This is a genomic window from Streptomyces glomeratus (assembly GCF_021462825.1).
Lineage (GTDB): Bacteria > Actinomycetota > Actinomycetes > Streptomycetales > Streptomycetaceae > Streptomyces > Streptomyces glomeratus.
The window spans coordinates 355,690-378,342 of record NZ_JAKEEB010000004.1 but is presented as its reverse complement, the minus strand read 5'-3'; the positions used below and the strand labels follow the sequence as shown (position 1 = coordinate 378,342).

Here is a 22,653-nt window from a genome sequence, read left to right as displayed (position 1 = left end):
CACCGTCCAGGTGTCGCCGCCGGTGAGGAGGGCGGCGAGGTCGCCCTTGCCGTGTTGTTCGATGGCGGTGTCGAGTTGGTCGGCCATCTGGGTGTCGTAGACGGGTCGGTCCACGGAGCGGAAGACGCCGATCGGGGTGTTGTGCAGGGTGTCGGGGTCGGCGAGCCGGGACAGCGCGAAGGCGGTGGTGGGGGAGGCGGCGTGGGCGTTGTGGACCAGGACGTCGGTCTCGTTGTGTGCGGTGAGGGTGACCACGGTCAGTTCACCGGTGTCCGGGTCGCGTACGACGCCGCGTGAGCGGTCGGGTCCGAAGCGGATGGGCTGTCCGTGTTCGAGGCGGATCACTGCTTCCTCGGCGCTGTGTTTGTCCTTGAGGGCGTCGAAGGCGCCGTCGTTGAAGATGTTGCAGTTCTGGTAGATCTCCACCAGGGCGGTGCCGGGGTGGGCGGCGGCCTGGCGCAGGATGCCGGTCAGGTGGGCGCGGTCGGAGTCGATGGTGCGGGCCACGAAGGATGCCTCGGCGCCGATGGCCAGGGAGACCGGGTTGAAGGGGGCGTCCAGGGAGCCCATCGGGGTCGACTTGGTGATTTTGCCGACTTCGGAGGTGGGTGAGTACTGGCCTTTGGTCAGGCCGTAGATGCGGTTGTTGAACAGCAGGATCTTCAGGTTGACGTTGCGGCGCAGGGCGTGGATGAGGTGGTTGCCGCCGATGGACAGTGCGTCGCCGTCGCCGGTGACCACCCATACGCTCAGGTCGCGGCGTGAGGTGGCCAGTCCGGTCGCGATGGCGGGGGCGCGGCCGTGGATGGAGTGCATCCCGTAGGTGTTCATGTAGTACGGGAAGCGTGAGGAGCAGCCGATGCCGGAGACGAAGACGATGTTCTCGCGTGCCAGGCCCAGTTCGGGCATGAATCCCTGGACGGCGGCGAGGACGGCGTAGTCGCCGCAGCCCGGGCACCAGCGGACCTCCTGGTCGGATTTGAAGTCCTTCATGGACTGTCCGGCGGTGGCTTTGGGTACCAGGGCCAGTGCCTGGGGGGTGGGGGTGCCTTCCGTGGTCGTCTCAGCCATCGATGGCCTCCTTCAGAGCCGTGGCGAGTTGCTCGGCCTTGAACGGCATGCCGTTGACCTGGTTGTAGGAGCGGGCGTCCACCAGGTATTTCGCCCGGATGAGGGTGGCGAGCTGGCCGAGGTTCATCTCGGGGATCACCACCTTGTCGTAACGCTCGAGGACCGGGCCGAGATTCGGCGGGAAGGGGTTGAGGTGCCGCAGGTGGGCCTGGGCGATCGACTCGCCGGCGCGGCGCAGCCGGCGTACCGCGGCGGTGATCGGGCCGTAGGTGGAGCCCCAGCCCAGCACGAGGGTGTGTGCCTGGTGGGGATCGTCGACCTCGAGGTCGGGGACCTGGATGCCGTCGATCTTGGCCTGGCGGGTGTGGACCATGAAGTCGTGGTTGGCCGGGTCGTAGGAGATGTTGCCCGTGCCGTCTTGTTTCTCGATGCCGCCGATGCGGTGCTCCAGGCCGGGTGTGCCCGGGATCGCCCAGGGCCGGGCCAGGGTCTGCGGATCGCGTTTGTAGGGCCAGAAGACCTCGGTGCCGTCGTCCAGGGTGTGGTTGGCGCTTCGGGCGAACTGCACCCGCAGATCCGGCAGCTCCTCCAGCTCCGGGATCCGCCAGGGCTCGGAGCCGTTGGCCAGATAGCCGTCGGAGAGCAGGACCACCGGCGTGCGGTAGGTCAGCGCGATCCGGGCCGCCTCCAGCGCCGTGTCGAAACAGTCCGCCGGCGTGCGCGGGGCGATCACCGCGACCGGCGCCTCACCGTTGCGCCCGTACATCGCCTGCAGCAAATCCGCCTGCTCGGTCTTGGTCGGCAGACCGGTGGAGGGGCCACCGCGCTGGATGTCCACCACCAGCAGCGGCAGCTCCAGCGAGACCGCCAGCCCGATCGTCTCGCTCTTGAGCGCCACCCCCGGCCCCGAGGTCGTGGTCACCGCCAGCGACCCGCCGAACGCCGCTCCCAGCGCCGCGCCGATCCCCGCGATCTCGTCCTCCGCCTGGAAGGTCCGCACCCCGAAGTTCTTGTGCCGGCTCAGCTCGTGCAGGATGTCCGAGGCCGGAGTGATCGGATACGAACCCAAAAACAGCGGCAGATCCGCCTGCTGCGACGCCGTGATCAGACCGTAGGCCAACGCCAGGTTCCCGGAGATGTTGCGGTAGGTGCCCACCGGGAACGCCTTCGCGGCCGGCGCGACCTCATAGGAGACCGCGAAGTCCTCCGTGGTCTCCCCGAAGTTCCAGCCCGCCCGGAACGCCGCGATATTCGCCGCCGCGATCTGCGGCTTCCGGGCGAACTTCGACCGCAAAAACCTCTCCGTGCCCTCCGTCGGCCGGTGATACATCCACGACAGCAGACCCAGCGCGAACATGTTCTTGCTGCGCTCGGCCTCCTTACGGGACAGATCGAACTCCTTCAGCGCCTCCACCGTCAGCGTCGTCAACGGCACCGGATGCACGCTGTAGCCGTCCAGCGAACCGTCCTCCAGCGGAGAGGCGGCATAGCCCACCTTCTGCATCGCCCGCCGGGTGAACTCATCCGTATTGACGATGATCTCCGCACCCCGCGGCAGATCCCCCACATTCGCCTTCAACGCCGCCGGATTCATCGCCACCAGCACATTCGGCGCATCACCCGGAGTGAGAATGTCATGATCCGCGAAATGCAACTGGAAACTCGAGACACCCGGCAGGGTCCCGGCAGGAGCACGGATCTCCGCGGGAAAATTCGGCAGCGTCGACAAGTCGTTACCAAAGGACGCCGTCTCCGAAGTGAAACGGTCACCCGTCAGCTGCATCCCATCACCCGAATCACCCGCGAAACGAATGATCACCCGGTCGAGCTTGCGCACATCCTTCGTGCCCGCCGGTTTGCGCTGCTCTCCTACGACGGCTCCGTCGGCCTGCTCCGCTGTCCTGCTGACCTGGCTGGTCACTGAACTGGACCTCCTTCGAGGCGGCTGTCCGGGAGCGGCCGTCCCGCCGGCCTTCCCGTCTTCAACCCTACGTCGGTAAGGGTCGCCTTCCCTCGGTAGTTCGCATGGTGGACACCACCGTGAGACAGTCCGACGCCTAGTTTTGCCATGATTCGTCCGCCTTCCGATGCTGCTCTGGAAAACGCTCCCTGCTCATCCTTTGGTGCTGGTGGTTCCGGGGTGCTGCTGCGGCGCCGGGGTCGCGCCGACGCCCGGCCCAGCCCGGCCCGGGACGATCGGGCCCGCGCATGCGCTTCCCGTCGCCTGACACAGTGTCGGTCGATCAGGAGTTGAGGTAGGTGAGCACGGCCAGAACACGCCGATGATCCGCGTCGCTCTGCGCCAGGCCGAGTTTCAGGAAGATATTGCTGACGTGCTTCTCCACGGCTCCGTCGCTCACGACCAGCTGCCGGGCGATCGCGGAATTCGTCCGCCCCTCGGCCATCAGTCCCAGGACCTCGCGCTCGCGTGGAGTGAGCGCGGCGAGCACGTCCTGCTTGCGGCTGCGCCCGAGCAGCTGTGCGACCACCTCCGGGTCCAGTGCGGTGCCTCCCTGGGCGACCCGGACCACGGCGTCCACGAACTCGCGCACCTCGGCGACCCGGTCCTTGAGCAGATAGCCCACGCCGCGACTGGAGTCGGCCAGCAGTTCGGTGGCGTACCGCTCCTCGACGTACTGCGACAGCACCAGTACGCCCAGACCGGGGTGCGCCTTGCGTAGCTGGACCGCGGCTCGCACACCCTCGTCCGTATGCGTCGGCGGCATCCGGACGTCGGCCACGACCACGTCGGGCAGCTCGTCGCGGTCCGCCAGCTCGGTGATGGTCTTGATCAGCGCGTCCCCGTCCCCGACCCCGGCGACGACATCGTGTCCGCGGTCGGTCAGCAGCCGCGTCAGGCCCTCCCTGAGCAGCACTGAATCCTCGGCGATGACCACCCGCACCCTGTCCTCCACGATCCTCGGCCCCCGTGCCCCTTCGTCTTCGGCCCGTGCGTCCACGCGTCCGGCGGTGTCCCGGACGTGCGACGCCCCGCCCCTTCGGCACCTCAGTATCGCGCGGTCCACACTTCCACACCGGGCCTGTGGACAAGTCCCCCCGCGGCCGTGTTGTGGGGCGTTTCCGCGGCGTACAGGGGTGGGCGGGGTGGGGCGGAGCGGGGGCCCCGGCGGGTGCCGACGGGTCTTCGCGGGGCTTGGGGCGGTGGTGGTGCCGCCGGGTGTCATGTGCCGAAGGGTTGCACGCGTTGTGCACGGAGGTGTTCGGGGCCTTGGGCAGGGGGGCGTCGGCGTCGGGTGTCCTCGGGCGACTCTGCGGTGTGCCCGGTTTTCGGGTGTTCAGGGTGGTCGGGGTCTTCAGGGTGGTCCGGGTGGTCCGGGTGGTCCGGGTGGTCGGGTGGTCGGGGTGTTCGGGGTGTCAGGGGGTGTCCGGGTGGGTGGCGGGCCGGGTCAGGATGATCGCCACGGCAGTTCGGCGGTGACTCGGGTCGGCCCCCCGGGTGGCGAATCCACCACCAGGATCCCGTCCACCGCATCGAGCCGTCCCGCCAACCCCGCAAGCCCCGACCCGGCGGAGGCATCCGCTCCCCCCACCCCGTCGTCCACCACCTGCAGCAGCAACCGGTCCTCCACCCGCCACACATCCACCGTCGCCCGTGACGCCTGTGCGTGCTTGCTGACGTTTTGCAGCAGCTCCGAAACGGTGAAATAAGCGATCCCCTCGATCGCCGGCGCCGGCCGTGACGGCAGGTCCACCTCCACCTGCACCGGCACGGTGCATCGCGAGGCCACCGCCGACAGCGCCGCGTCCAGTCCCCGGTCCGTCAGCACCGCCGGATGGATACCGCGCGCGAGGTCCCGCAGCTCCTGGAGCGCCGTCTTGACCTCGCCGTGTGCCTCCTCCACCATCCGTGCCGCCGCCCGAGGGTCCTGCGCCAGCTTCTCCTTGGCCAGCCCCAGATCCATGGCCAACGCCACCAGCCGAGCCTGCGCCCCGTCGTGCAGATCCCGCTCGATGCGCCGCAGGTCCGCCGCCGCCGTGTCGACGACCACCCCCCGGTCCGACTCCAGCTCCACCACCCGGGTGGCCAGGCGCGAGGGCCCGAGCAGCCCGTGCACCAGCAGCCGGTCCACGGTCGTCAGTCCCCGGACGATCCACGGCGTGGCCAGCGTGATCAACAGACCCACCAGCGCGGTCACCGTGATCTCGAAAGGGTTGTCCAGATAGACGCTGTGTGTCTCGTCGCCGTACAGCTGAAGCCCGCCCTGACCGCCGTACATGGGGAACACCCAGAACCACAGCGGATACGTGAGCAGCGCCCACCCGCACGTCCAGCAGGTGACCCCGACGGTGAACGAGAAGACCGCCCACGGGAACTGCACCACCGTGTACAGCATGTGCCGCCACGACACCCCGCTCCTCAGCATCGTTCCGATCCAGGCCATCGGCCCTCGCCGGTTTGCCGCCACGGGTTCTGGATCGGCGATCTCCAGCCGCAGCAGCCCCCGGGCCCGCGCCCGCTCCAGTGCACCGAAGCCGCGGCAACCCGCGAGCGCCGCCGCCAGCACCGGTATCCCCAGGAACGTCACCAGCAGACCCGCGCCGAGCGAGAACATCGTGACGCTGTAGGTGAACATCACGATCGCGATCGGCAGGCTCAGCAGCAGATAGCAGAACTCACCCCAGCTGCGCCCCTCGACCGGCGCCCGCAGCGCGACCGGAAGCCGGTGCGGCCGCCTTCCGGCGCCCTGGGTCCGCGGGCCGTCCCACTCTCCGTACCCCTGCCCGTACTGCGTGGCCATCGGTGTCGTCCGTTCTCCTCGTCGTCCACCCCGGTGAGGCCGGCCTGGTCGGCCCTCTCCGGGTTCGTACCTCCACAGTGCTGGTCACGCCGCCCGTCCGGCCATGGAGCGCGTCGGCGTCTTGGTACGGGGGTTTTCCCCACCCCGTACCAGGGGCGCACACGACCTCGCGTGACCGGCGAACACGGTCCGCCGTGCCGAGGAGACGAACACAGCCCCGCGTACGCGGAGGCGGCCGCACGCTTCCGCATGCGGCCGCCTCCCCGCAGTCCTCAGTCCCCGCACTCCCCTCGGCGCCCGCGCGCCCCTACCGCCCGCGCACCGCGTCCTGCCGGTCCCGCCATGGAAGCTCCGCCGTGACCGTCGTCGGGCCCCCCACCGGAGAGTCCACGACGAACAGGCCGTCGACCGCGCCGAGCCGCTCGGCCAGCCCCGCCATGCCGGAGCCGCCGTCGAGGCGGGCGCCGCCGCGACCGTCGTCCCGCACCTGGATGAGCAGCCGCTCCTCCGCCCGCCAGACATCGACGGAGGCGGACTTGGCCCCGCTGTGCTTGCTGATGTTCTGCAGCAGCTCGCAGACCGTGAAGTAGGCGATGCCCTCGATCGCCGCGGCCGGTCTCGTGGCCAGGTCCACGGTCACCTTCACCGGCACCGTGCAGCGCGTGGCGACCGCCGACAGAGCCGCGTCCAGGCCCCGGTCGGTCAGCACCGCCGGATGGATGCCCCGAGCGAGGTCCCGCAGCTCCTGCAGTGCCAGCTTCACCTCGCCGTGTGCCTCCTCGACCATCGACGCCGCCGCGTCCGGGTCCTCCAGCAGCTTCTCCTTGGCCAGTCCGAGCCCCATCGCCAGGTTCACCAGCCGGGCCTGCGCCCCGTCGTGAAGATCGCGCTCGATGCGCCGCAGGTCGGCTGCCGCCGTGTCGACGACCACCCCGCGGTCGGACTCCAGCTCGGCGATGCGTCGCTCCAGCTCGTCGGAGGGGGACAGCAGGCCCCGCACCATCGCCCGGTCCACATTCGCCAGGCCACGCGCCAGGAACGGCAGCACCGGCCACAGCAGGAACAGCGACACGAACGTGACCGTGAAGGTCAGGATCCCCCAGGGCAGCCGGATGAAGTCGTAGAGGATCGTCCGCCAGCCGACGGGGTCCTTCAGCGCCAGCCACAGCCGCTGGGACAGCCCGCCTCTCTTGAGCCAGGGCAGCGGCGTCGGCTCCTCCACCCGCAGCCCGAGCAGCGCCCTGGCCCGCGCTCGCTCCAGCCTGCCGAGCTGCCGCGCACCCACCAGCCCGGCCGCCAGCAACGGGAAACCGATCACGGTCACCGTCAGACCCGCACCCATGGCCAGCACCGTCACCACGTAGGTGAACCCGATCAGTGACATCGGCAGATTCGCGAGCAGATACGCGATTTCCCGCCAGGTGTACCCGTCCAGGGCGAGACGCGGGGGTGGCGGACGCTCGTCGCCGTCCCGGACGCCGTGGATCGTCATGCGTTCGGTCATATCTGCCGGCCTCGTTCGGTCATGTCGCTCAGCCTGCCGTGCCGCCTGCCGCGACACCATGAGGCGGGCCGCCGCGTTCCACTGGGGAAAACCCCACCTTTCCGGGTCCCGCAAGGAGCAGAGCCGGGTTCCACCAGAAGCAGTTCCCAAAGTCCCCTCACGGGCGGTTCGGTGAGTCCCGTCAGGGGCGGTCCCCGAGTCCCCGTGGGACGGTTTCCGAGTCCCGTCAGGGGCGGTTCCCGCCTCGCGTGAGGCGTGAGTGGAGTCGCGTCGGGGGTAGTGGTCGGTGTGCCCGGGGAGTACCAGGGCGTCTCGAGGTGTGACGGGCTGCTTACCCTTTCTTTAGCAGGGCCTAGACTCCCGTGCGTACAGATCGTCGAACACAAGGTTCGCAGGGTTCACCAAGGTCACGAGGTCAGGGAGCGAGGGGCTGACGTGCCGGATCCGACCGCCGTAGCCGTCATGGCGGAGACCGGGAGCGCGGGGACCGCCGGGAACGTCATCGCGGCGGGCTACTTCCACTCCTACTCCGTCGTCGGGCTGCTCGCCGCCGTCGGCGTGCTCTTCGTCGCCGTCGCCTTCGGCGCGGGCCGCCTGCTGCGCCCCGTCGTGCCGACCCCGGAGAAACTCCTGACGTACGAGTGCGGCGTCGACCCCGTGGGCGAGGGCTGGGCCCACACACAGGTCCGCTACTACGTCTATGCCTTCCTGTACGTGATCTTCGCGGTCGACTCGATCTTCCTGTTTCCCTGGGCGACGGTCTTCGCCGCCCCCGGCTACGGCGCGGCGACGCTGGTGGAGATGTTCATCTTCCTCGGCTTCCTGGCCGTGGGCCTGCTGTACGCATACAAGAAGGGCGTCCTGACATGGACGTGAACCCCTCGGCTGCCTCGGCCTCCCCGGCTCCGGAGCCCGTGCTCCTGCCCGAGCCGAAGCGGCTCGGCGCGCTCGCCCGCCTCGCCCCCGAGCCGATGAAGGTGATCCTGAACTGGGGCCGCCGCTACTCGTTGTGGGTGTTCAACTTCGGCCTCGCCTGCTGCGCGATCGAGTTCATCGCCGCGTCGATGGCCCGGCACGACTTCATCCGACTAGGGGTGATCCCGTTCGCGCCCGGCCCGCGCCAGGCCGACCTGATGGTGGTGTCCGGCACGGTCACCGACAAGATGGCCCCGGCGGTCAAACGCCTGTACGAGCAGATGCCCGAGCCGAAGTACGTCATCTCCTTCGGGGCGTGCTCGAACTGCGGCGGCCCCTACTGGGACTCGTACTCGGTCACGAAGGGCGTCGACCAGATCATCCCGGTGGACGTGTACGTCCCCGGCTGCCCGCCGCGCCCCGAGGCGCTGCTCCAGGGCATCCTCAAGCTGCAGGAGAAGATCGCGCGCGAGTCGCTGGGGGAGCGGTACGGCTCCTCGAGGCCGTCCACCGCCGCCCTGCGGAGCGGGCTGGTCCAGCCGCCGGCCGCTCCGACCGCGGGCCAGGGGGCCGGTGAGGGTCCGGAGGCGGACCCGGATTCCGGGGTGGCGCGATGACCACCATCGGCTGGCTGCCCGTACCCGTCGAGGACCTCTTCGGCCCGGAGGCCACGGCCGAGGAGTCGTACGAGGTCCTGACGGTCGACGTGCCGCCCGCGGGCTGGACCGCGTCGCTGCGGGTCGCGCGCGACGAGCTGGGCTGCACCTATTTCGACTGGCTGAGCGCGGTCGACGAACCGGGCACCGGCCTGCGTGTGTCGGCGCATGTGGTGGCGCTGTCTCCGGTCCGCCGTCTCCTCCTGAGGACCACGGTCCCGCACGAGACCGCCGTTCTGCCCTCCGCCGTGGAGATCTACGCGGGCGCCGCCTGGCATGAACGCGAGACCCACGAGATGTTCGGCATCACCTTCGAGGGCCACCCGGCGCTGGACCACCTGCTCCTGCCCGAGGGCTTCGAGGGCCACCCTTTGCGCAAGGACTTCGTCCTGGCGGCCCGGGTCGCCAAGGCCTGGCCCGGCGCCAAGGAGCCGGGCGAGTCCGATCACGGCGGACCCAAGCGCCGTCAGATGCTGCCTCCGGGCGTCCCCGACCCGAACGAGTGGGGCCCTCTCAAGGGGCAGCTGCCCCCGGCTCCCGCCCGCCCCGCGCGAGCCGCGGGCCGTGCGGCGGGCGACCGCCCGGTACGCCGCACCCGCACGACAGCCGAGGGCTCGGCGAGCCAGGCCCCGGCAGCAGCCGAACCCGCGGAGACCACGCCCGCGCCGGCGCCCCGCCGCGCCCGCAGCGTCTCGGAGGGCTCGGCATCGCAGCGCCGGGCGGAGCCGGGCACGCAACCCGCGACTCCGGCAGGTCCGCGCCGCGCCCGGAGCACCTCGGAGGGGTCCGCTTCCCAGCGAGCCGAAGCCGACACCGGTGCGACGGCTGCTCCTGCCGCCCCGGCCGGTCCCCGCCGTGCACGGAGTGCTTCGGAGGGTTCGGCCTCGCAGCGCGCGGCCGAGCACGCCTCCGCCCCGCGCAGCGCGGACGCCCCGTGGCACCACGCCCGCCCGGCTTTCGGCGAGCAGGAGCCGACTGCTCCCGAGCCGCCGGCGAAGCCGCAGACCCCCGCCGAGCCCTCCGCGAAGCCGCAGCCCCCAGCCGAGCCTTCCGCTGCCGAGACCGAGGTCGGAACCGCGGCTGAGACCGAGGCCGAAACCGCAGCCGAACCTTCCGCGGAGGCGGAGTCCCCGATCTCAGAGGGGAACCTCACGCCCGCGACGGATCCGGACGCAACCGGCGGGAAAACCCGCTCCGGCGACACCGGCTCCCCCGAAGACCGCTCCGGCGACACCGGCTCCCCCGAAGACCGCCCCGGCGACAGCGGACCCGGCAAGTCGCGCCCCGGCGACACCCAGCCTGCGAAGCCGCCCACCCCAGACGGGCGCACCCCAGACGAGCCCACCCCCGACGACCCCTCAGGAGGCACGCAGTGAACGGCGCTCTCGACGTCGGCCTGCGACTCCTCGTCGTATTCGTCGTCTTCCTCACCTTCCCCCTGATCGTCGGCCAGACCGAACACAAGGTCATGGCGCATATGCAGGGCCGCCTCGGTCCGATGTACGCCGGTGGCTTCCACGGCTGGGCCCAGCTCGTCGCCGACGGCGTGAAGTTCGCCCAGAAGGAGGATGTGGTCCCGGCGGGCGCCGACCGCCGTATCTTCCAGCTCGCCCCCGCCGTCGCCCTGCTGCCCTACCTCCTCGTTCTCCTCGCCATCCCGATCGGGCCGAGCGAGGGTGCGGTCGGCCAGGTCGTGGACGCGGGCATCTTCTTCGTTCTCGCCGTCATGGGCGTCGGCGTCCTCGGCTCCCTCATGGCCGGCTGGGCCTCCGCGAACAAGTTCTCCCTCCTCGGCGGCCTTCGCACCGCCGCCCAGCTCCTCGCCTACGAACTCCCCATGCTGCTCGCCGCCGCCTCCGTGGCCATGGCGGCGGGCACCGTCTCGCTCCCCGGCATCGTCGACGCCTTCCGGTGGTGGTGGCTGCCCTGGCAGATCATCGGCGCGCTCGTCTTCTTCATCGCGGGCCTCGCCGAGCTCCAGCGCCCCCCGTTCGACATGCCTGTCGCCGACTCGGAGATCATCTTCGGCGCGTACACCGAGTACACCGGTCTCCGCTTCGCGCTGTTCCTCCTCGCCGAGTACGCCGGAATCGTCGTCCTGTGCGGTCTGACCACCGTCCTGTTCCTGGGCGGCTGGCACGGTCCCTGGGGCGCCGACGGCCTCGGCTGGCTCTGGACTCTCCTGAAGACCGCGATCCTCGCCTTCGTGGTCATCTGGCTCCGCGTCACCTATCCCCGTCTACGCGAGGACCAGCTCCAGAAGCTCTCCTGGACCCTCCTCGTCCCTCTCTCCCTCGCCCAGATCGCCCTCACCGGCATCGTCAAGGTGGTGATCTCGTAACCATGTCCCGCCCGTCGCCCGACCACCACTCCTCGACGACGCCCTCCGGGCGGCCCCGCCTGTCGATTCCCGGCTCCGGCCTCGCCAAGGGGCTGGCTGTCACCCTGCGCACGATGACGAGGAAGTCCGTCACCGAGCAGTACCCGGACTCCCAGCCCGCCCTCCCGCCACGCAGCCGGGGCGTCATCGGCCTGTTCGAGGAGAACTGCACCGTCTGCATGCTGTGCGCCCGCGAGTGCCCGGACTGGTGCATCTACATCGACTCCCACAAGGAGACGGTCCCGCCCGCCGCCCCCGGCGGCCGTGAGCGCAGCCGTAACGTCCTCGACCGCTTCGCCATCGACTTCTCCCTCTGCATGTACTGCGGTATCTGCATCGAGGTCTGCCCCTTCGACGCACTGTTCTGGTCCCCGGAGTTCGAGTACGCCGAGACCGACATCCGCGACCTCACCCACGAGCGCGACAAGCTCCGCGAGTGGATGTGGACCGTGCCGGCCCCGCCCGCTCTCGACCCCGGCGCCGAGGAGCCCAAGGAGATCGCCGCCGCCCGCAAGACCGCCGAGAAGCTGGCCGCAGCCCAGGCCGAACCGGCCGAACCGGCCGAGCCCGCCGATCCGCAGGAAGGAGCGTCGTGAGCCCCGCCTTCGCGACGGCGGCCGCGGCCGCCGCCCCCACGCACGGCTTCCTCTCCCCGACCGGCGTGGAAGTCGCCTTTCTCCTCGTCGGACTGGCCACCTTCGGCGCCGCTCTCGTCACGGTCACCACGCGGCAGCTGGTCCACGCCGCCCTGTGGCTCGTGGCGACCCTCGGCGGGCTGGCCGTCGAGTACCTCCTGCTCACTGCCGAGTTCATCGCCTGGATGCAGGTCCTCATCTACGTCGGTTCCGTCGTCGTCCTCCTCCTGTTCGGTCTGATGCTCACCAAGGCACCTATCGGCCGATCCCCGGACGCCGACTCCGGCAATCGCCTGGCCGCCCTCACCGTGGCCGTCGCCGCCGCGGCCGCGCTGGTGTGGGTGGTCGTCGACGCCTTCCGCACGACCTGGATCGACCTCGACGGTGCCGCCTCCGGCTCCACCAAGGTCACGGGCGCGAGCCTCTTCCAGAACTGGGTTCTCCCCTTCGAGGCCCTCTCCGTTCTCCTCCTCGCCGCCCTGGTCGGCGCGATCGTCCTGTCCCGCAAGGCCAAGGCGGACGCGGCGAACACCGGCGCGAGCGCTCAGGCCGCCCCGGGCAGCAGAAGCGAGAAGGAAGGCGTCCGCTGATGCATCTCGCCTATCCCGCCGTACTCTCCGCCCTCCTTTTCTGCACCGGCCTGTACGGCGTCCTCGCCCGCCGCAACGCGATCCTCGTCCTGATGTCGGTCGAGCTCATGCTCAACGCCGTCAACCTCAACCTCGTCGCCTTCGACGTCTGGCTGAGCAGGACCGCCCGCGAGACGCTGCACTCCGGCCAGGCCCTGACCCTGTTCACCATCGCCATCGCCGCCGCCGAGATCGGTATCGGCCTGGCGATCATCCTCGCCGTCTACCGCAACCGCGGCACCTCGGACATCGACCGGCTCCGCGACACCGCCGAGGGCCACGACGGCGACACCCCTGCGGCTGAGAAGGCTGAGGCCACCGCGTGACCACGACCACCCTCGCCGTTCTCGTCCCCCTTCTTCCGTTCCTCGGTGCCGCAGCCGGCCTGCTGCTCGGCCGCACAGCCCCCCGGTTCGTGCGCCCGCTCGCCGTCCTGCCGACGCTCGCCTCCCTGGCACTGGCGGTGCTGGTCGCCGCACGCCAGGGTGGCGGCCGGGCCCTCGACTCCGCGACCGAGCTGACTCCCACCGGCTCGGTCCCCATCGAACTCGCCCTGCACATCGACGGCTTCGCCGCCCTCGTCGCCGTCCTGGTCGGCGTCGTCGCCACCTGTGTGCAGATCTACTCGACGGGCTATCTGCGCGACGACCCGCGCTACCCCTCGTACGCCGCTCTCGTCTCCCTGTTCACCTCCGCGATGCTTCTGGTCGTCTACTCGGGCGACCTGATCGTGCTCCTGGTCGGATGGGAAGTCATGGGCATCTGCTCCTACTTCCTGGTCGGTCACTACTGGGAGACCCCGGAAGCCCGCGCCGCCTCCATCAAGGCCTTCCTGGTCACCAAGCTCGGCGACATCCCCTTCCTCATCGGACTGTTCGCGCTCGGCACCGACGCCGGGTCCTTCCGCATCACCAAGGTCCTCGGCGCCGTCGCCGGCGGCGGACTGCATCACCCCACCCTGGTCGCCCTGCTGCTCCTGGCCGGCGTGGCGGGCAAGTCGGCGCAGTTCCCGCTGCACACCTGGCTCCCCGACGCGATGGCGGGCCCCACCCCCGTCTCCGCGCTGATCCACGCGGCGACCATGGTCGCCGCCGGTGTCTACTTCATCGCCCGTCTCCTCCCGGTCTTCGAGGCCTCCTCGGCCGCGATGGTGGTCCTCGCCGTGATGGCCGCTGTGACGATGGCCGGATCGGCGCTCGCCGCACTCGCCCAGGACGACGTCAAACGCGTCCTCGCCTATTCGACGGTCGGCCAGCTCGGCTACATGACCGGCGCCCTCGCCGTCGGCGACCGCGGTGCCGCCGTCTTTCATCTGCTGTCGCACGGCGCCTTCAAGGCGCTGCTCTTCCTCGCCGCCGGCGTGATCATCCACGCCGCCGGCACCAACTCGCTGGCCGCCATGTCCCGTATGAAGGACCTGCGCGCCCGCGTGCCCGACGCCTACTGGACGATGACCGTGGCTCTGCTGTCGCTCGCCGCGATCCCGCCCTTCGCGGGCTTCTTCTCCAAGGAGTCCGTCCTCGGCGCCGCCGAGCACGTCGCCACCGGCCACACCGAGCACGCACCCGGCGTCGCGGGAGGGATCGTCCTCGTCAGCGGTCTGGTCACGGCCCTGCTCACTGCCGCCTACGCGACCCGCCTGTGGCTGCTCGCCTTCCGCGGCCACGGAACCGAGGCCCCGGACCACGGCAAGCAGCCCCTTGCGATGAACGCCGTGCTGTGGGTGCTCGCCGTCCCGTCGCTCGCGTTCGGCCTCGGCTACGGCGTCCTGCCCGACTGGTTCGACGGCCGCTCCCTCGCTCCGGCACTCCCCACCTCCGTGCTCGGCACAGGCCTGGCGCTGGTCGGCGGCCTCGTGACCTATGGGGCCTGGCGGCACACCACCGCCCTCGCGGCCCGCGTCCCGCTGGGTGCGGTCGCGGCCCACCCCGAGGGGGACGCCGGTCTGGTCGAGGCCGAGGCCATCGCCAGCCACGCGCCCGCGTACGGCGATGTGGCCTACGCACCCGACCCGGCGGACCCGGGCCGTCTGCTGCTCGGCCCACTGCACCGCCACGCGGCCGTCGGCTTCCACCTGGACGCCGTGTACGACGCGCTCTTCGTCCGGCCGGTCAGGGCCGGGGCGAGCCTCGTCAGGTTCCTGGACAGCGAGGTCGTCGAAACCTACGTACGCGGCGCGGGAGCCCTGCCCCGCCTGCTCGGCGCCGCCGTACGGCGAGCCCAGACCGGCAATGTGCAGACCTATGTGAGCGCGCTGCTCGCCGGCACCGTCGTCCTGGCGGTGGCCGCCCTCCTCGTCGCCACGGGAGTGTGAGCAGACGTGATCGATATCAGCGAGTCCGTGATGCAGTTCCTTCTGGCATTCATCGTCGTCGTGCCGCTCATCGGCGCACTCGCCGCTCTCCTGCCGGCCCCGCCCGGGCTGAAGGGAAAGTCGCCCGAGCAAGCCGTACTGCGGCACGGTGTCACCATCACCGGCGCCGTCCTCGTCGCCGCTGTCGTCCTCGCGCTCGGCTTCGACCACGACCACCCGTCGAAGATGCAGGCCACGACCGACATCAGCTGGATCCCCGCACTCGACGTACGGATCCACCTCGGCATCGACGGCATCTCCCTCCCCCTTCTGGTCCTGACCGCGCTGCTGACCTTCCTGTGCGCGCTCTACTCGTACTTCAAGCTGCCCGCGGGCCCGTCCCCGAAGGGCTTCGTCGCCCTGCTGCTGGTCCTCGAGTCCGGCACCCTCGCCACCTTCGCCGTCCTCGATCTGCTGCTGTTCTTCCTCGCCTTCGAGATGGTCCTCATCCCGATGTACTTCCTCATCGCCCGCTGGGGCGGCGAGGGGCGGACCCGGGCCGCGTGGCGATTCATCCTCTTCACGCTGCTCGGCTCCGTCGTGATGCTGCTCGGCCTGCTCCTGATCGGACTCAAGGCGGGCACGTTCGACATGGTGGCACTCGCCACTGACAACGGCCGGTCGCTCACCACATCCGTGCAGGTCATCGCCGTTCTGGCGATCGGGGTCGGGCTCGCGGTCAAGACGCCGATGTGGCCGCTGCACAGCTGGCTGCCCGATGCGCACACCGCGGCACCCACCGTCGGCTCGGTTCTGCTGGCCGGCGTCCTGCTGAAGATGGGTACATACGGTTTCGTCCGCATCCTCCTGCCGGTCGCGCCGGAGGGATTCCACACCTTCGCGCCCTACCTCGCCGCCTTCGCCGTCGTCGGGATCATCTATGGATCCCTGGCCTGCCTCGCCCTCGCCAAGCGGGGCGCGAAGGGCGACCTCAAGCGGCTCATCGCCTACTCCTCCGTCGGCCATATGGGCTTCGTGCTCCTCGGCATCGCGACGACCACCCCGACCGGAGTGAACGGCGCGCTGTTCGCCAACATCGCCCACGGCCTCATCACCGGCCTGCTCTTCTTCCTGGTCGGGGCGCTGAAAGACCGCACAGGCACCACCGACCTCGACACCCTGTCCGAAGAGACCGGCGCCGCCCTCTACGGCAAGGCACCCCGCCTCGGCGGCCTGCTCGCCTTCGCCGCCGTCGCCTCGCTCGGCCTGCCGGGTCTGGCCGGGTTCTGGGGCGAAATGCTCGCCATGTTCGGCGCCTTCAAACCCGCCGCCGACCTCAGCCGCCCGGCCTTCCTCACCTTCATGGCGATCGCCGCGTTCGGCACGCTCCTCACCGCCGCGTACATGCTCGTGGTGGTCCGGCGGGTGTGCATGGGCGCCGTACCGCAGAAGGCCCCGAGCCTCGCCGACGTCCAGACCTACGAACTGGCGGCCTGGACGCCGCTCGTCGTCCTCACCGTCGTGGCCGGCCTGTGGCCCAGGGCCCTCCTCGGCCTGACCGACCCGGCCGTGCAGCAGCTCCTCGCAGGAGGCACCCGATGAGCTCCCTCGTCCAGTCCGTCGACTGGTTGGCGATCGCGCCGCCCACCATCACGGCCGTCGTCGGACTCGTCGTCCTCGTCGCCGACCTCTTCGTCGACGAGCGGAGAAGGGCCCTGCTCGGCTGGGTCTCCATCGCGGGGCTCGCCGCCGCGACGCTCTTGCTGCTGCCCCTGTCGGACGGTGACCGCGCCACCTTCTGCCTGACGGGCGATCCGCGTCTGTGCAGCTACACGGTGGACCGTTTCACCCTCGTCATCCAGCTCCTCGTCCTTCTCGGCGCCCTCCTCGCGGCCCTGCTGTCCGTCACCGCTCTGAAGGACGCCCGCAAGGGCGTCCCCGAAGGCGAGTTCTGGTTCCTGCTGCTCTCCTCCGCGGCCGGAGCCGCCCTGCTGCCCGCCTCCCGAGACCTGGCGACCCTCGTCGTCGCCCTGGAGGTCGCCTCTCTGCCGGCGTTCGCCCTCGTCGGTATCCGGCACGGCGACAGGAAGTCCTCCGAAGCGGCCCTGAAGTTCTTTCTGTCGTCCGTCACCGCGACTGCGGTGACCCTCATGGGTATCAGCTTCGTGTACGCCTCCACGGGCACCCTGTACCTCCTCCGCATCGCCGACCGGATCCAGCACGTGGACGGTCAGCTGCACACGCTCGCCCAGGCGGGTGTCGTGCTCACCCTCGTCGGCTTCGCCTTCAAGACGGCCGCCGTCCCGTTCCACTTCTGGGTGCCCGACACCTATGTGGGTGCGCCCCTGCCGGTCGCCGCCTACCTGTCCGTCGTCGGCAAGGCGGTCGGCTTCTCCGGCCTGATCCTCGTCACCGTCGTGGCCCTCCCCTCGTACTCCGACGCGTGGGGCCCGGCCCTCGCGGCGCTGGCGGCCCTCACCATGACCGTCGGCAACGTGGGCGCCCTGCGGCAGCAGGCCACGCGCGCGTACAGCGCGGTACGCCTGCTCGCCTGGTCCTCCGTCGGCCAGGCCGGATACCTCCTGGTGCCGATCGCCGCGGCCGCCTACTCCAGGGACGCCCAGAAGTCGATCGGCTCCACCGTGGCGTACGCCCTCATGTACGGGGCGGTGAACCTGGGCGCCTTCGCCGTGGCGGCGCTCGTGGGCCGGGCGAGGACCCTGAACCGGATCACCGACTACCGGGGCCTGTACGCCTCCCACCCCCTCGCCGCCCTTCTGCTGGCCTTCTTCCTGCTCTGCCTGGCAGGCCTGCCGCCCGGCATCATCGGCCTCTTCGCGAAGGTCACGGTGTTCTCGGCGGCCGTCGACGCCGGGCTCGGCTGGCTCGCCGTGGTCATGGCCGTCAACGTGGTGATCGCGCTCTTCTACTACCTCCAGTGGACGGCCCTGCTCTTCCGGGCCCCCGAGGGGGAGCCCGAGAAGCAGCGTGTTCCGGCCCCGCTCACGGCCGCCATCGCCCTGACCGCCGTCCTGGGCATCGCCCTTTCCGGGGCACCGCAGCTGGTGCTCCGCTTCTCGGCCACCGCCCTGTTCTGACCGACACCTCACCGCGCGGGCACCGAGACTCGCCACGCGCGCGTGAGGACGCCGCCGCCTCACCCGGACGGCCTAGGCGTCCCGGTGCCCGCGCCAGGGAACTCGCGCTTCCCGCCTGGCGTTGACCAGTGCGGGAGGGTCCACTGAGAAGTGGAGTCAGCAGCATCAGCAGACAAGGGTTCCCCTGCCGCACCACTTGGAGGGCGTACCGTGCACCGCCGGCACAACGGGCTCAGGACCGCAGTACTCCTCGGGGGACTGTCCGCACTCATCATCGTCATCGGCAGCTTCTTCGGGCGCATGGGCCTGATCGTCGCGGTCGTCGTCGCACTCGGCACGAACGCGTACGCGTACTGGAACAGCGACAAACTGGCTCTACGCGCGATGCGCGCGCGACCGGTGAGCGAGTTCGAGGCCCCTGCGCTGTACCGCATGGTCCGGGACCTCTCCAACCAGGCCCGCCAGCCCATGCCCCGCCTCTACATCTCGCCGACGGAGGCGCCGAACGCGTTCGCGACGGGCCGCAACCCGCGCAACGCGGCAGTGTGCTGCACCGAAGGCATTCTGCGACTCCTCGACGAGCGCGAACTGCGCGGCGTCATCGGCCACGAGCTGAGCCACGTCTACAACCGCGACATCCTGATCTCGTCGGTCGCCGCGGCCCTAGCCTCGGTGATCATGTTTCTGGTGAACTTCGCCTGGCTGATTCCCGTCGGCCGTTCGGACGACGACGAGGGCCCCGGCATCGTCGGCATGCTGCTCATCCTGATTCTGGGCCCGCTCGCCGCGACCGTCATCCAGCTCGCCATCAGCCGCTCCAGGGAGTACGAGGCGGACGCCTCCGGCGCCCAGCTGACCGGCGACCCCCTCGCGCTCGCGAGCGCCCTGCGCAAGCTCGAAATGGGTACCAGGCAGCTCCCGCTGCCGTCCGAGCCGCGCATCGAGACCGCGAGCCACATGATGATCGCGAACCCCTTCCGCCCGGGCCAGGGACTCGCCAGGATGTTCTCCACGCACCCGCCGATGCCCGAGCGCATCGCCCGGCTCGAGCAGATGGCAGGTCGCCACCGGTAACACCCGGGCCCGTACGGGGCAGGGGACCCCGCCTCGTCGCCCGTCGGGCACCGGCCTCCATCTCCGCCGGCTGTTCCGCCTCTTCGGCACGCAGGTTCTGAAGATGCTGGAGTTCTTCGCTCAGAGCGGCCGTCGCCAAGTTCGACGGTGTGGATCCGTCGGAGGTGCCGGTCCCCGCTGTGGCCTCGTCCGGGTCGGGTCTCGACGCGGACATCTCCCCGGCCTATGCGTACGAGCACGCCGACCGCGTGGCCAACGCTCGAGGCCTTGCTCCGGCAGTGGTCCGCACGCTGGTCGTCGACCACATCAGCGGCCGTCGGTGGCTGCTCCTCCGTTTCCAGTCCCCGCCCCTTCGAACCGGGCCAGCCGTCCGGGTGGGTATCGGCAGGATCAGCGCCCGGCGAACCCCTGATCCGTCTGCACTACCTCACGCCCGAGCGGCATGAGCGAGATCGGGATGAGTTTCAGGTTGGCCCACCCGAAAGGGATGCCGATGATCGAGAGGAAAAGCGGGATGCTGGTGATCAGGTGTCCCAGAGCCAGCCACCACCCCGCGAAGATCACCCAGATCACGTTGGCGATGAACGACCCCGCCCCAGCGTCCGGCCGCTCCACAGTGGTGCGGCCGAACGGCCACAGCACGAAGCCGGCGATACGTAGCGACGCGATGCCGAATGGGATGGTGATGATCAGGATGAAGCAGATCAGCGCGGCGATCAGGTAGCCGATCGCCATCCAGATGCCACAGAAGAACAGCCACAGGATGTTCAGCAGCAGGTTGACCAGCTTCATGATCGGCACCTCTCCAGGTCGCTCCGCCCGCACTGCCTGCCAAGACAAGTATCAGCTGGTCACGCGTTCAGACGGAACCGCAACGGCCTTGTGGCGCGATCAGGAACGGTCCGAGACGATCCCGTTCGGCATCGCCGACTTCAAGCTCATCCCGGTCTCAGTGCTGCCTCCGGGGCGCGAAATCGTCCGCTCGGAGGAGCCCTTCACGGCGCGTCGACGGGCAGGGCGGCCGACGCCGCCGGATCCATGCCCTGCCCGTGCCGGACGGCCGCCGGACTGTCGGCGGCGCCTGGTGCCAGGCAGTGGCGGGCGCGGTTGTCCACAGGCCGCCCGATTGTCGGTGGCGCCCTGCATCATGAACCCATGACCGAGATCGAGCAGTTGCTGGAGAGGGTGGCGGAGCAGGCCCGCAACACCCGCCCGTGGGGCTGGCCTTCGCTGCCCGAGCCCGTGGAGAAGGACGCGATCGCCCGCGCCGAGAAGGCCCTGGGCTTTTCCCTGCCACCGCTACTCGCCGAGTTGTACCGGATAGGAGACGGCGGATTCGGCCCCGGGTACGGCCTGTTGCCCCTGCTCGACAACCCTCCGTCCAGAGAACCGGCCGCCGTCCCGCAGTACCTCGCCAACCGCGAGAGCGGCCGCAAGGACCCTGAGTGGCCCTGGCCCGAGGGCGTCCTGCCGATATCCGACTGGGGCTGCGGAATGTACGCGTGCGTGGACTGCCGCACGCCGCGCGGCACGGTCCTGCTCTACGAGCCGAACACCGACGATGCCGAGCACGCCTGGTACGTGGACGCCCCCGACCTCGCGCAGTGGCTCCGGACCTGGCTCGACGGCACGGGCTGGTACGAGGAGTCCAACGACGGCGCGGACCTGGCCCCCTGGCCGGACTTCCCGATACGCACGGCCACTACGCGGGCGGCGTAGCCAGGCGCGCACACGCCCCACCTCACCGGGGCGCTCACACCGTCACCATCGGGGCCCCACACCGTCACGGCCGGGGGCTTCCTCACCACCACCCTCGGAGACTCCCGACACCTTCGGCGGTGTCCTCCCATGCGCCGATGGCTACCGGGCGGCACCCCACCGCCGCACGCCGTACGCCGCCACGCCCAGAAGCAGCACCCCGGCGCCCACAGCCACCGACACGGCGGGCAGCGCGAACGCCAGGGTGACGCAGCCGACGAGCCCGACCGCCGGTACGACACGCGAAGCCGGCGAACGACTCAGTGTCCAGGCGGACGCGTTGGCGATCGCGTAGTACGCCAGCACCCCGAAGGAGGAGAAACCGATCGCGCCCCGGACATCCACCGTCGCGGCGAGCGCGGCCACCACGGCACCCACGGTCAGTTCGGCCCGGTGCGGCACCTGGAAGCGCGGGTGTACGACCGCCAGGCCGCCCGGCAGATGCCGGTCACGGGCCATGGCCAGCGTCGTCCGCGAGACACCCAGGATGAGCGCCAGCAGGGAGCCCAGCGCGGCCACCGCGGCGCCCACCCGCACCACCGGGACGAGACCGGGCACGCCTGCCGCTCGCACCGCGTCCGACAGCGGCGCCGCCGCATGCCCCAGCCCATCCGGACCCAGCACGGAAAGGACGGCGACAGCCACCGCCGCGTACACCACCAGCGCGATGCCCAGTGCCAGCGGGATCGCGCGCGGGATGGTGCGCTCCGGATCCCGGACCTCCTCGCCGAGGGTCGCGATCCGCGCGTATCCCGCGAACGCGAAGAAGAGCAGCCCGGCCGCCTGCAGCACCCCGGCGGCGCCGTCCGGGCGGCCCACGTCGAGCCGCGAGGCGTCGGCCGCCCCGGAAGCGAGACACACGACGACCACGGAAGCGAGGACAGCCAGGACCAGCGCCACGATCAGCCGAGTCAGCAGGGCCGACTTCTGCATGCCGCCGTAGTTCACGGCGGTGAGCGCCACCACGGCAGCCACCGCCACGGCGTGCTCCTGGCCCGGCCAGACGTATGCGCCCACGGTGAGCGCCATGGCCGCGCAGGAGGCGGTCTTCCCGACGACGAACGACCAGCCGGCCAGATAGCCCCAGAACGCGCCGAGCCGTTCCCGTCCGTACACGTATGTGCCGCCCGAAGCGGGATACAGGGCGGCCAGCCGTGCCGAGGACGTCGCGTTGCAGTAGGCGACCACGGCCGCGACCGCCAGTCCGAGCAGCAGCCCGGACCCGGCCGCGCGCGCCGCCGGGGCGAGGGCGGCGAAGATCCCGGCGCCGACCATCGATCCGAGCCCGATGACGACGGCGTCACCGAGCCCGAGGGTCCGGCGCAACCCCACGCCACCGGGCGACTGCGCCCCTGCCTGTTCCATGGACCGCACCCTACTGACCCGCAACCGCCGGCAGCCCGGGGACGTCCTCCCCGATGACGGACACGGCCGCGGGAAACAGCGCGACCAGCAGCATCAGGTGGCGTCAACGCATGAATACGGCCTGGCCGGAGCATGAGCTCAGCACAGGCGCAGCGTGGAGAGACAGGGGCAGGGCATGGGCATCGTCGGCTGGATCGTTCTGGGGCTGTTGGCGGGCGCCATCGCGAAGTTCCTGCTGCCGGGCAAGGACCCCGGCGGCTTCTTCGGCACGACCCTCATCGGTATCGCGGGCGCCTTCATCGGGGGCTGGATCTCCGCCCGCTGGCTCCACCACCCGATCACCAAGCACTTCTACGACGGTCCGACGTGGGCGGCCGCGATCGGCGGCTCTCTGGTGTTGCTGATCATCTACCGCATCCTGTTCGGCGACTCACGGCGCTGACCGCACCCCTGAAGCCGCAGCCGGCAGCGGAAAAGGGTGGGCACCCCGCTCGGGGTGCCCACCCTTCCTCGTA

20 protein-coding genes and 2 pseudogenes are annotated in these 22,653 nt (G+C 70.4%); 15 read left to right on the top strand and 7 right to left on the bottom strand.

The window, feature by feature from the left end; all coding sequences use genetic code 11:
* The 5 genes from LZ604_RS07530 to LZ604_RS07510 form a co-directional block, all read right to left on the bottom strand.
* A partial coding sequence (locus LZ604_RS07530; protein WP_234513515.1) for a 2-oxoacid:ferredoxin oxidoreductase subunit beta occupies window positions 1-1,071 on the bottom strand: 1,071 nt, incomplete at its 3' end.
* Window positions 1,064-2,992: a 2-oxoacid:acceptor oxidoreductase subunit alpha gene (locus LZ604_RS07525; RefSeq protein ID WP_234513514.1), complete on the bottom strand. Its 1,929-nt coding sequence runs from the start codon at window positions 2,990-2,992 to the stop codon at window positions 1,064-1,066. The genes LZ604_RS07525 and LZ604_RS07530, both read right to left, overlap by 8 nt.
* Before the next feature lie 322 nt (window positions 2,993-3,314).
* Window positions 3,315-3,974 carry a LuxR C-terminal-related transcriptional regulator gene (locus LZ604_RS07520; protein WP_308283569.1) on the bottom strand — a complete coding sequence of 220 codons (660 nt, stop codon included), beginning with the start codon at window positions 3,972-3,974 and terminating at the stop codon, window positions 3,315-3,317.
* Between the two features lie 504 nt (window positions 3,975-4,478).
* On the bottom strand, window positions 4,479-5,831 hold the full coding sequence (locus tag LZ604_RS07515; protein WP_234513512.1) for a sensor histidine kinase: 1,353 nt from the start codon (window positions 5,829-5,831) through the stop codon (window positions 4,479-4,481).
* A gap of 307 nt (window positions 5,832-6,138) precedes the next feature.
* A complete protein-coding gene (locus LZ604_RS07510; protein WP_234513511.1) occupies window positions 6,139-7,335 on the bottom strand; it encodes a sensor histidine kinase in 1,197 nt (398 codons plus the stop codon).
* A 462-nt stretch (window positions 7,336-7,797) separates the two neighbouring features.
* On the opposite strand from LZ604_RS07510, the gene LZ604_RS07505 reads away from it, so the two are divergent.
* The 12 genes and pseudogenes from LZ604_RS07505 to LZ604_RS35990 all read left to right on the top strand — a co-directional run.
* Window positions 7,798-8,211, top strand: coding sequence for an NADH-quinone oxidoreductase subunit A (locus LZ604_RS07505; protein ID WP_234513543.1), 414 nt, complete (start codon window positions 7,798-7,800; stop codon window positions 8,209-8,211).
* Window positions 8,202-8,867: an NADH-quinone oxidoreductase subunit B gene (locus LZ604_RS07500; RefSeq protein WP_234513510.1), complete on the top strand. Its 666-nt coding sequence runs from the start codon at window positions 8,202-8,204 to the stop codon at window positions 8,865-8,867. The genes LZ604_RS07505 and LZ604_RS07500 overlap by 10 nt, the downstream gene beginning before the upstream one ends.
* A complete protein-coding gene (locus LZ604_RS07495; protein ID WP_234513509.1) occupies window positions 8,864-10,282 on the top strand; it encodes an NADH-quinone oxidoreductase subunit C in 1,419 nt (472 codons plus the stop codon). The genes LZ604_RS07500 and LZ604_RS07495 overlap by 4 nt, the downstream gene beginning before the upstream one ends.
* Entirely contained in the window at window positions 10,279-11,247 is a 969-nt protein-coding gene (locus tag LZ604_RS07490) for a complex I subunit 1/NuoH family protein (RefSeq protein WP_234513508.1), read from the top strand. Before LZ604_RS07495 ends, LZ604_RS07490 begins: the two co-directional genes overlap by 4 nt.
* 2 nt (window positions 11,248-11,249) lie before the next feature.
* On the top strand, window positions 11,250-11,882 hold the full coding sequence (locus LZ604_RS07485; RefSeq protein WP_372482098.1) for a NuoI/complex I 23 kDa subunit family protein: 633 nt from the start codon (window positions 11,250-11,252) through the stop codon (window positions 11,880-11,882).
* Window positions 11,879-12,511, top strand: a complete 633-nt coding sequence (locus LZ604_RS07480; RefSeq protein WP_234513507.1) for an NADH-quinone oxidoreductase subunit J family protein — start codon at window positions 11,879-11,881, stop codon at window positions 12,509-12,511. The genes LZ604_RS07485 and LZ604_RS07480 overlap by 4 nt, the downstream gene beginning before the upstream one ends.
* On the top strand, window positions 12,511-12,876 hold the full coding sequence (gene nuoK, locus LZ604_RS07475; RefSeq protein ID WP_234513504.1) for an NADH-quinone oxidoreductase subunit NuoK: 366 nt from the start codon (window positions 12,511-12,513) through the stop codon (window positions 12,874-12,876). The genes LZ604_RS07480 and nuoK overlap by 1 nt, the downstream gene beginning before the upstream one ends.
* Window positions 12,873-14,864, top strand: coding sequence for an NADH-quinone oxidoreductase subunit 5 family protein (locus LZ604_RS07470; protein ID WP_234513502.1), 1,992 nt, complete (start codon window positions 12,873-12,875; stop codon window positions 14,862-14,864). Before nuoK ends, LZ604_RS07470 begins: the two co-directional genes overlap by 4 nt.
* A gap of 6 nt (window positions 14,865-14,870) precedes the next feature.
* A complete protein-coding gene (locus LZ604_RS07465) occupies window positions 14,871-16,445 on the top strand; it encodes an NADH-quinone oxidoreductase subunit M (RefSeq protein WP_234513501.1) in 1,575 nt (524 codons plus the stop codon).
* Window positions 16,442-17,941: an NADH-quinone oxidoreductase subunit N gene (locus LZ604_RS07460; protein ID WP_234513500.1), complete on the top strand. Its 1,500-nt coding sequence runs from the start codon at window positions 16,442-16,444 to the stop codon at window positions 17,939-17,941. The genes LZ604_RS07465 and LZ604_RS07460 overlap by 4 nt, the downstream gene beginning before the upstream one ends.
* Before the next feature lie 210 nt (window positions 17,942-18,151).
* Window positions 18,152-19,015 carry a zinc metalloprotease HtpX gene (htpX, locus tag LZ604_RS07455; protein ID WP_234513499.1) on the top strand — a complete coding sequence of 288 codons (864 nt, stop codon included), beginning with the start codon at window positions 18,152-18,154 and terminating at the stop codon, window positions 19,013-19,015.
* A gap of 146 nt (window positions 19,016-19,161) precedes the next feature.
* Window positions 19,162-19,461: pseudogene (locus LZ604_RS35990) on the top strand (potassium-transporting ATPase subunit C); the annotation flags it as partial.
* On the opposite strand, the gene LZ604_RS07445 reads toward LZ604_RS35990, so the two are convergent.
* A complete protein-coding gene (locus LZ604_RS07445) occupies window positions 19,406-19,807 on the bottom strand; it encodes a YccF domain-containing protein (protein WP_234513498.1) in 402 nt (133 codons plus the stop codon). The pseudogene LZ604_RS35990 and the gene LZ604_RS07445 overlap by 56 nt on opposite strands.
* Before the next feature lie 118 nt (window positions 19,808-19,925).
* Here LZ604_RS07445 and LZ604_RS36550 point away from each other — a divergent pair.
* Window positions 19,926-20,021: pseudogene (locus LZ604_RS36550) on the top strand (YccF domain-containing protein); the annotation flags it as partial.
* A 149-nt stretch (window positions 20,022-20,170) separates the two neighbouring features.
* Entirely contained in the window at window positions 20,171-20,734 is a 564-nt protein-coding gene (locus tag LZ604_RS07440) for an SMI1/KNR4 family protein (protein WP_234513497.1), read from the top strand.
* Between the two features lie 141 nt (window positions 20,735-20,875).
* On the opposite strand, the gene LZ604_RS07435 is transcribed toward LZ604_RS07440, so the two are convergent.
* Window positions 20,876-22,138, bottom strand: coding sequence for an APC family permease (locus tag LZ604_RS07435; RefSeq protein ID WP_234513496.1), 1,263 nt, complete (start codon window positions 22,136-22,138; stop codon window positions 20,876-20,878).
* 175 nt (window positions 22,139-22,313) lie between these two features.
* Between LZ604_RS07435 and LZ604_RS07430 the strand changes: the two genes are divergently transcribed.
* Window positions 22,314-22,580 (top strand): GlsB/YeaQ/YmgE family stress response membrane protein, encoded by a 267-nt coding sequence (locus tag LZ604_RS07430; protein WP_234513541.1) that lies wholly within the window; start codon window positions 22,314-22,316, stop codon window positions 22,578-22,580.
* Window positions 22,581-22,653 lie beyond the last annotated feature (73 nt).

Coding starts and splice junctions, on each gene's coding strand:
- LZ604_RS07515 (WP_234513512.1), bottom strand. CDS start 5,831: ATGGCCACGCAGTACGGGCAGGGGTACGGAGAGTGGGACGGCCCGCGG.
- LZ604_RS07500 (WP_234513510.1), top strand. CDS start 8,202: ATGGACGTGAACCCCTCGGCTGCCTCGGCCTCCCCGGCTCCGGAGCCC.
- LZ604_RS07435 (WP_234513496.1), bottom strand. CDS start 22,138: ATGGAACAGGCAGGGGCGCAGTCGCCCGGTGGCGTGGGGTTGCGCCGG.
- LZ604_RS07510 (WP_234513511.1), bottom strand. CDS start 7,335: ATGACCGAACGCATGACGATCCACGGCGTCCGGGACGGCGACGAGCGT.
- LZ604_RS07445 (WP_234513498.1), bottom strand. CDS start 19,807: ATGAAGCTGGTCAACCTGCTGCTGAACATCCTGTGGCTGTTCTTCTGT.
- LZ604_RS07430 (WP_234513541.1), top strand. CDS start 22,314: ATGGGCATCGTCGGCTGGATCGTTCTGGGGCTGTTGGCGGGCGCCATC.
- nuoK (WP_234513504.1), top strand. CDS start 12,511: ATGCATCTCGCCTATCCCGCCGTACTCTCCGCCCTCCTTTTCTGCACC.
- LZ604_RS07495 (WP_234513509.1), top strand. CDS start 8,864: ATGACCACCATCGGCTGGCTGCCCGTACCCGTCGAGGACCTCTTCGGC.
- LZ604_RS07485 (WP_372482098.1), top strand. CDS start 11,250: ATGTCCCGCCCGTCGCCCGACCACCACTCCTCGACGACGCCCTCCGGG.
- LZ604_RS07505 (WP_234513543.1), top strand. CDS start 7,798: ATGGCGGAGACCGGGAGCGCGGGGACCGCCGGGAACGTCATCGCGGCG.
- LZ604_RS07440 (WP_234513497.1), top strand. CDS start 20,171: ATGACCGAGATCGAGCAGTTGCTGGAGAGGGTGGCGGAGCAGGCCCGC.
- LZ604_RS07460 (WP_234513500.1), top strand. CDS start 16,442: ATGAGCTCCCTCGTCCAGTCCGTCGACTGGTTGGCGATCGCGCCGCCC.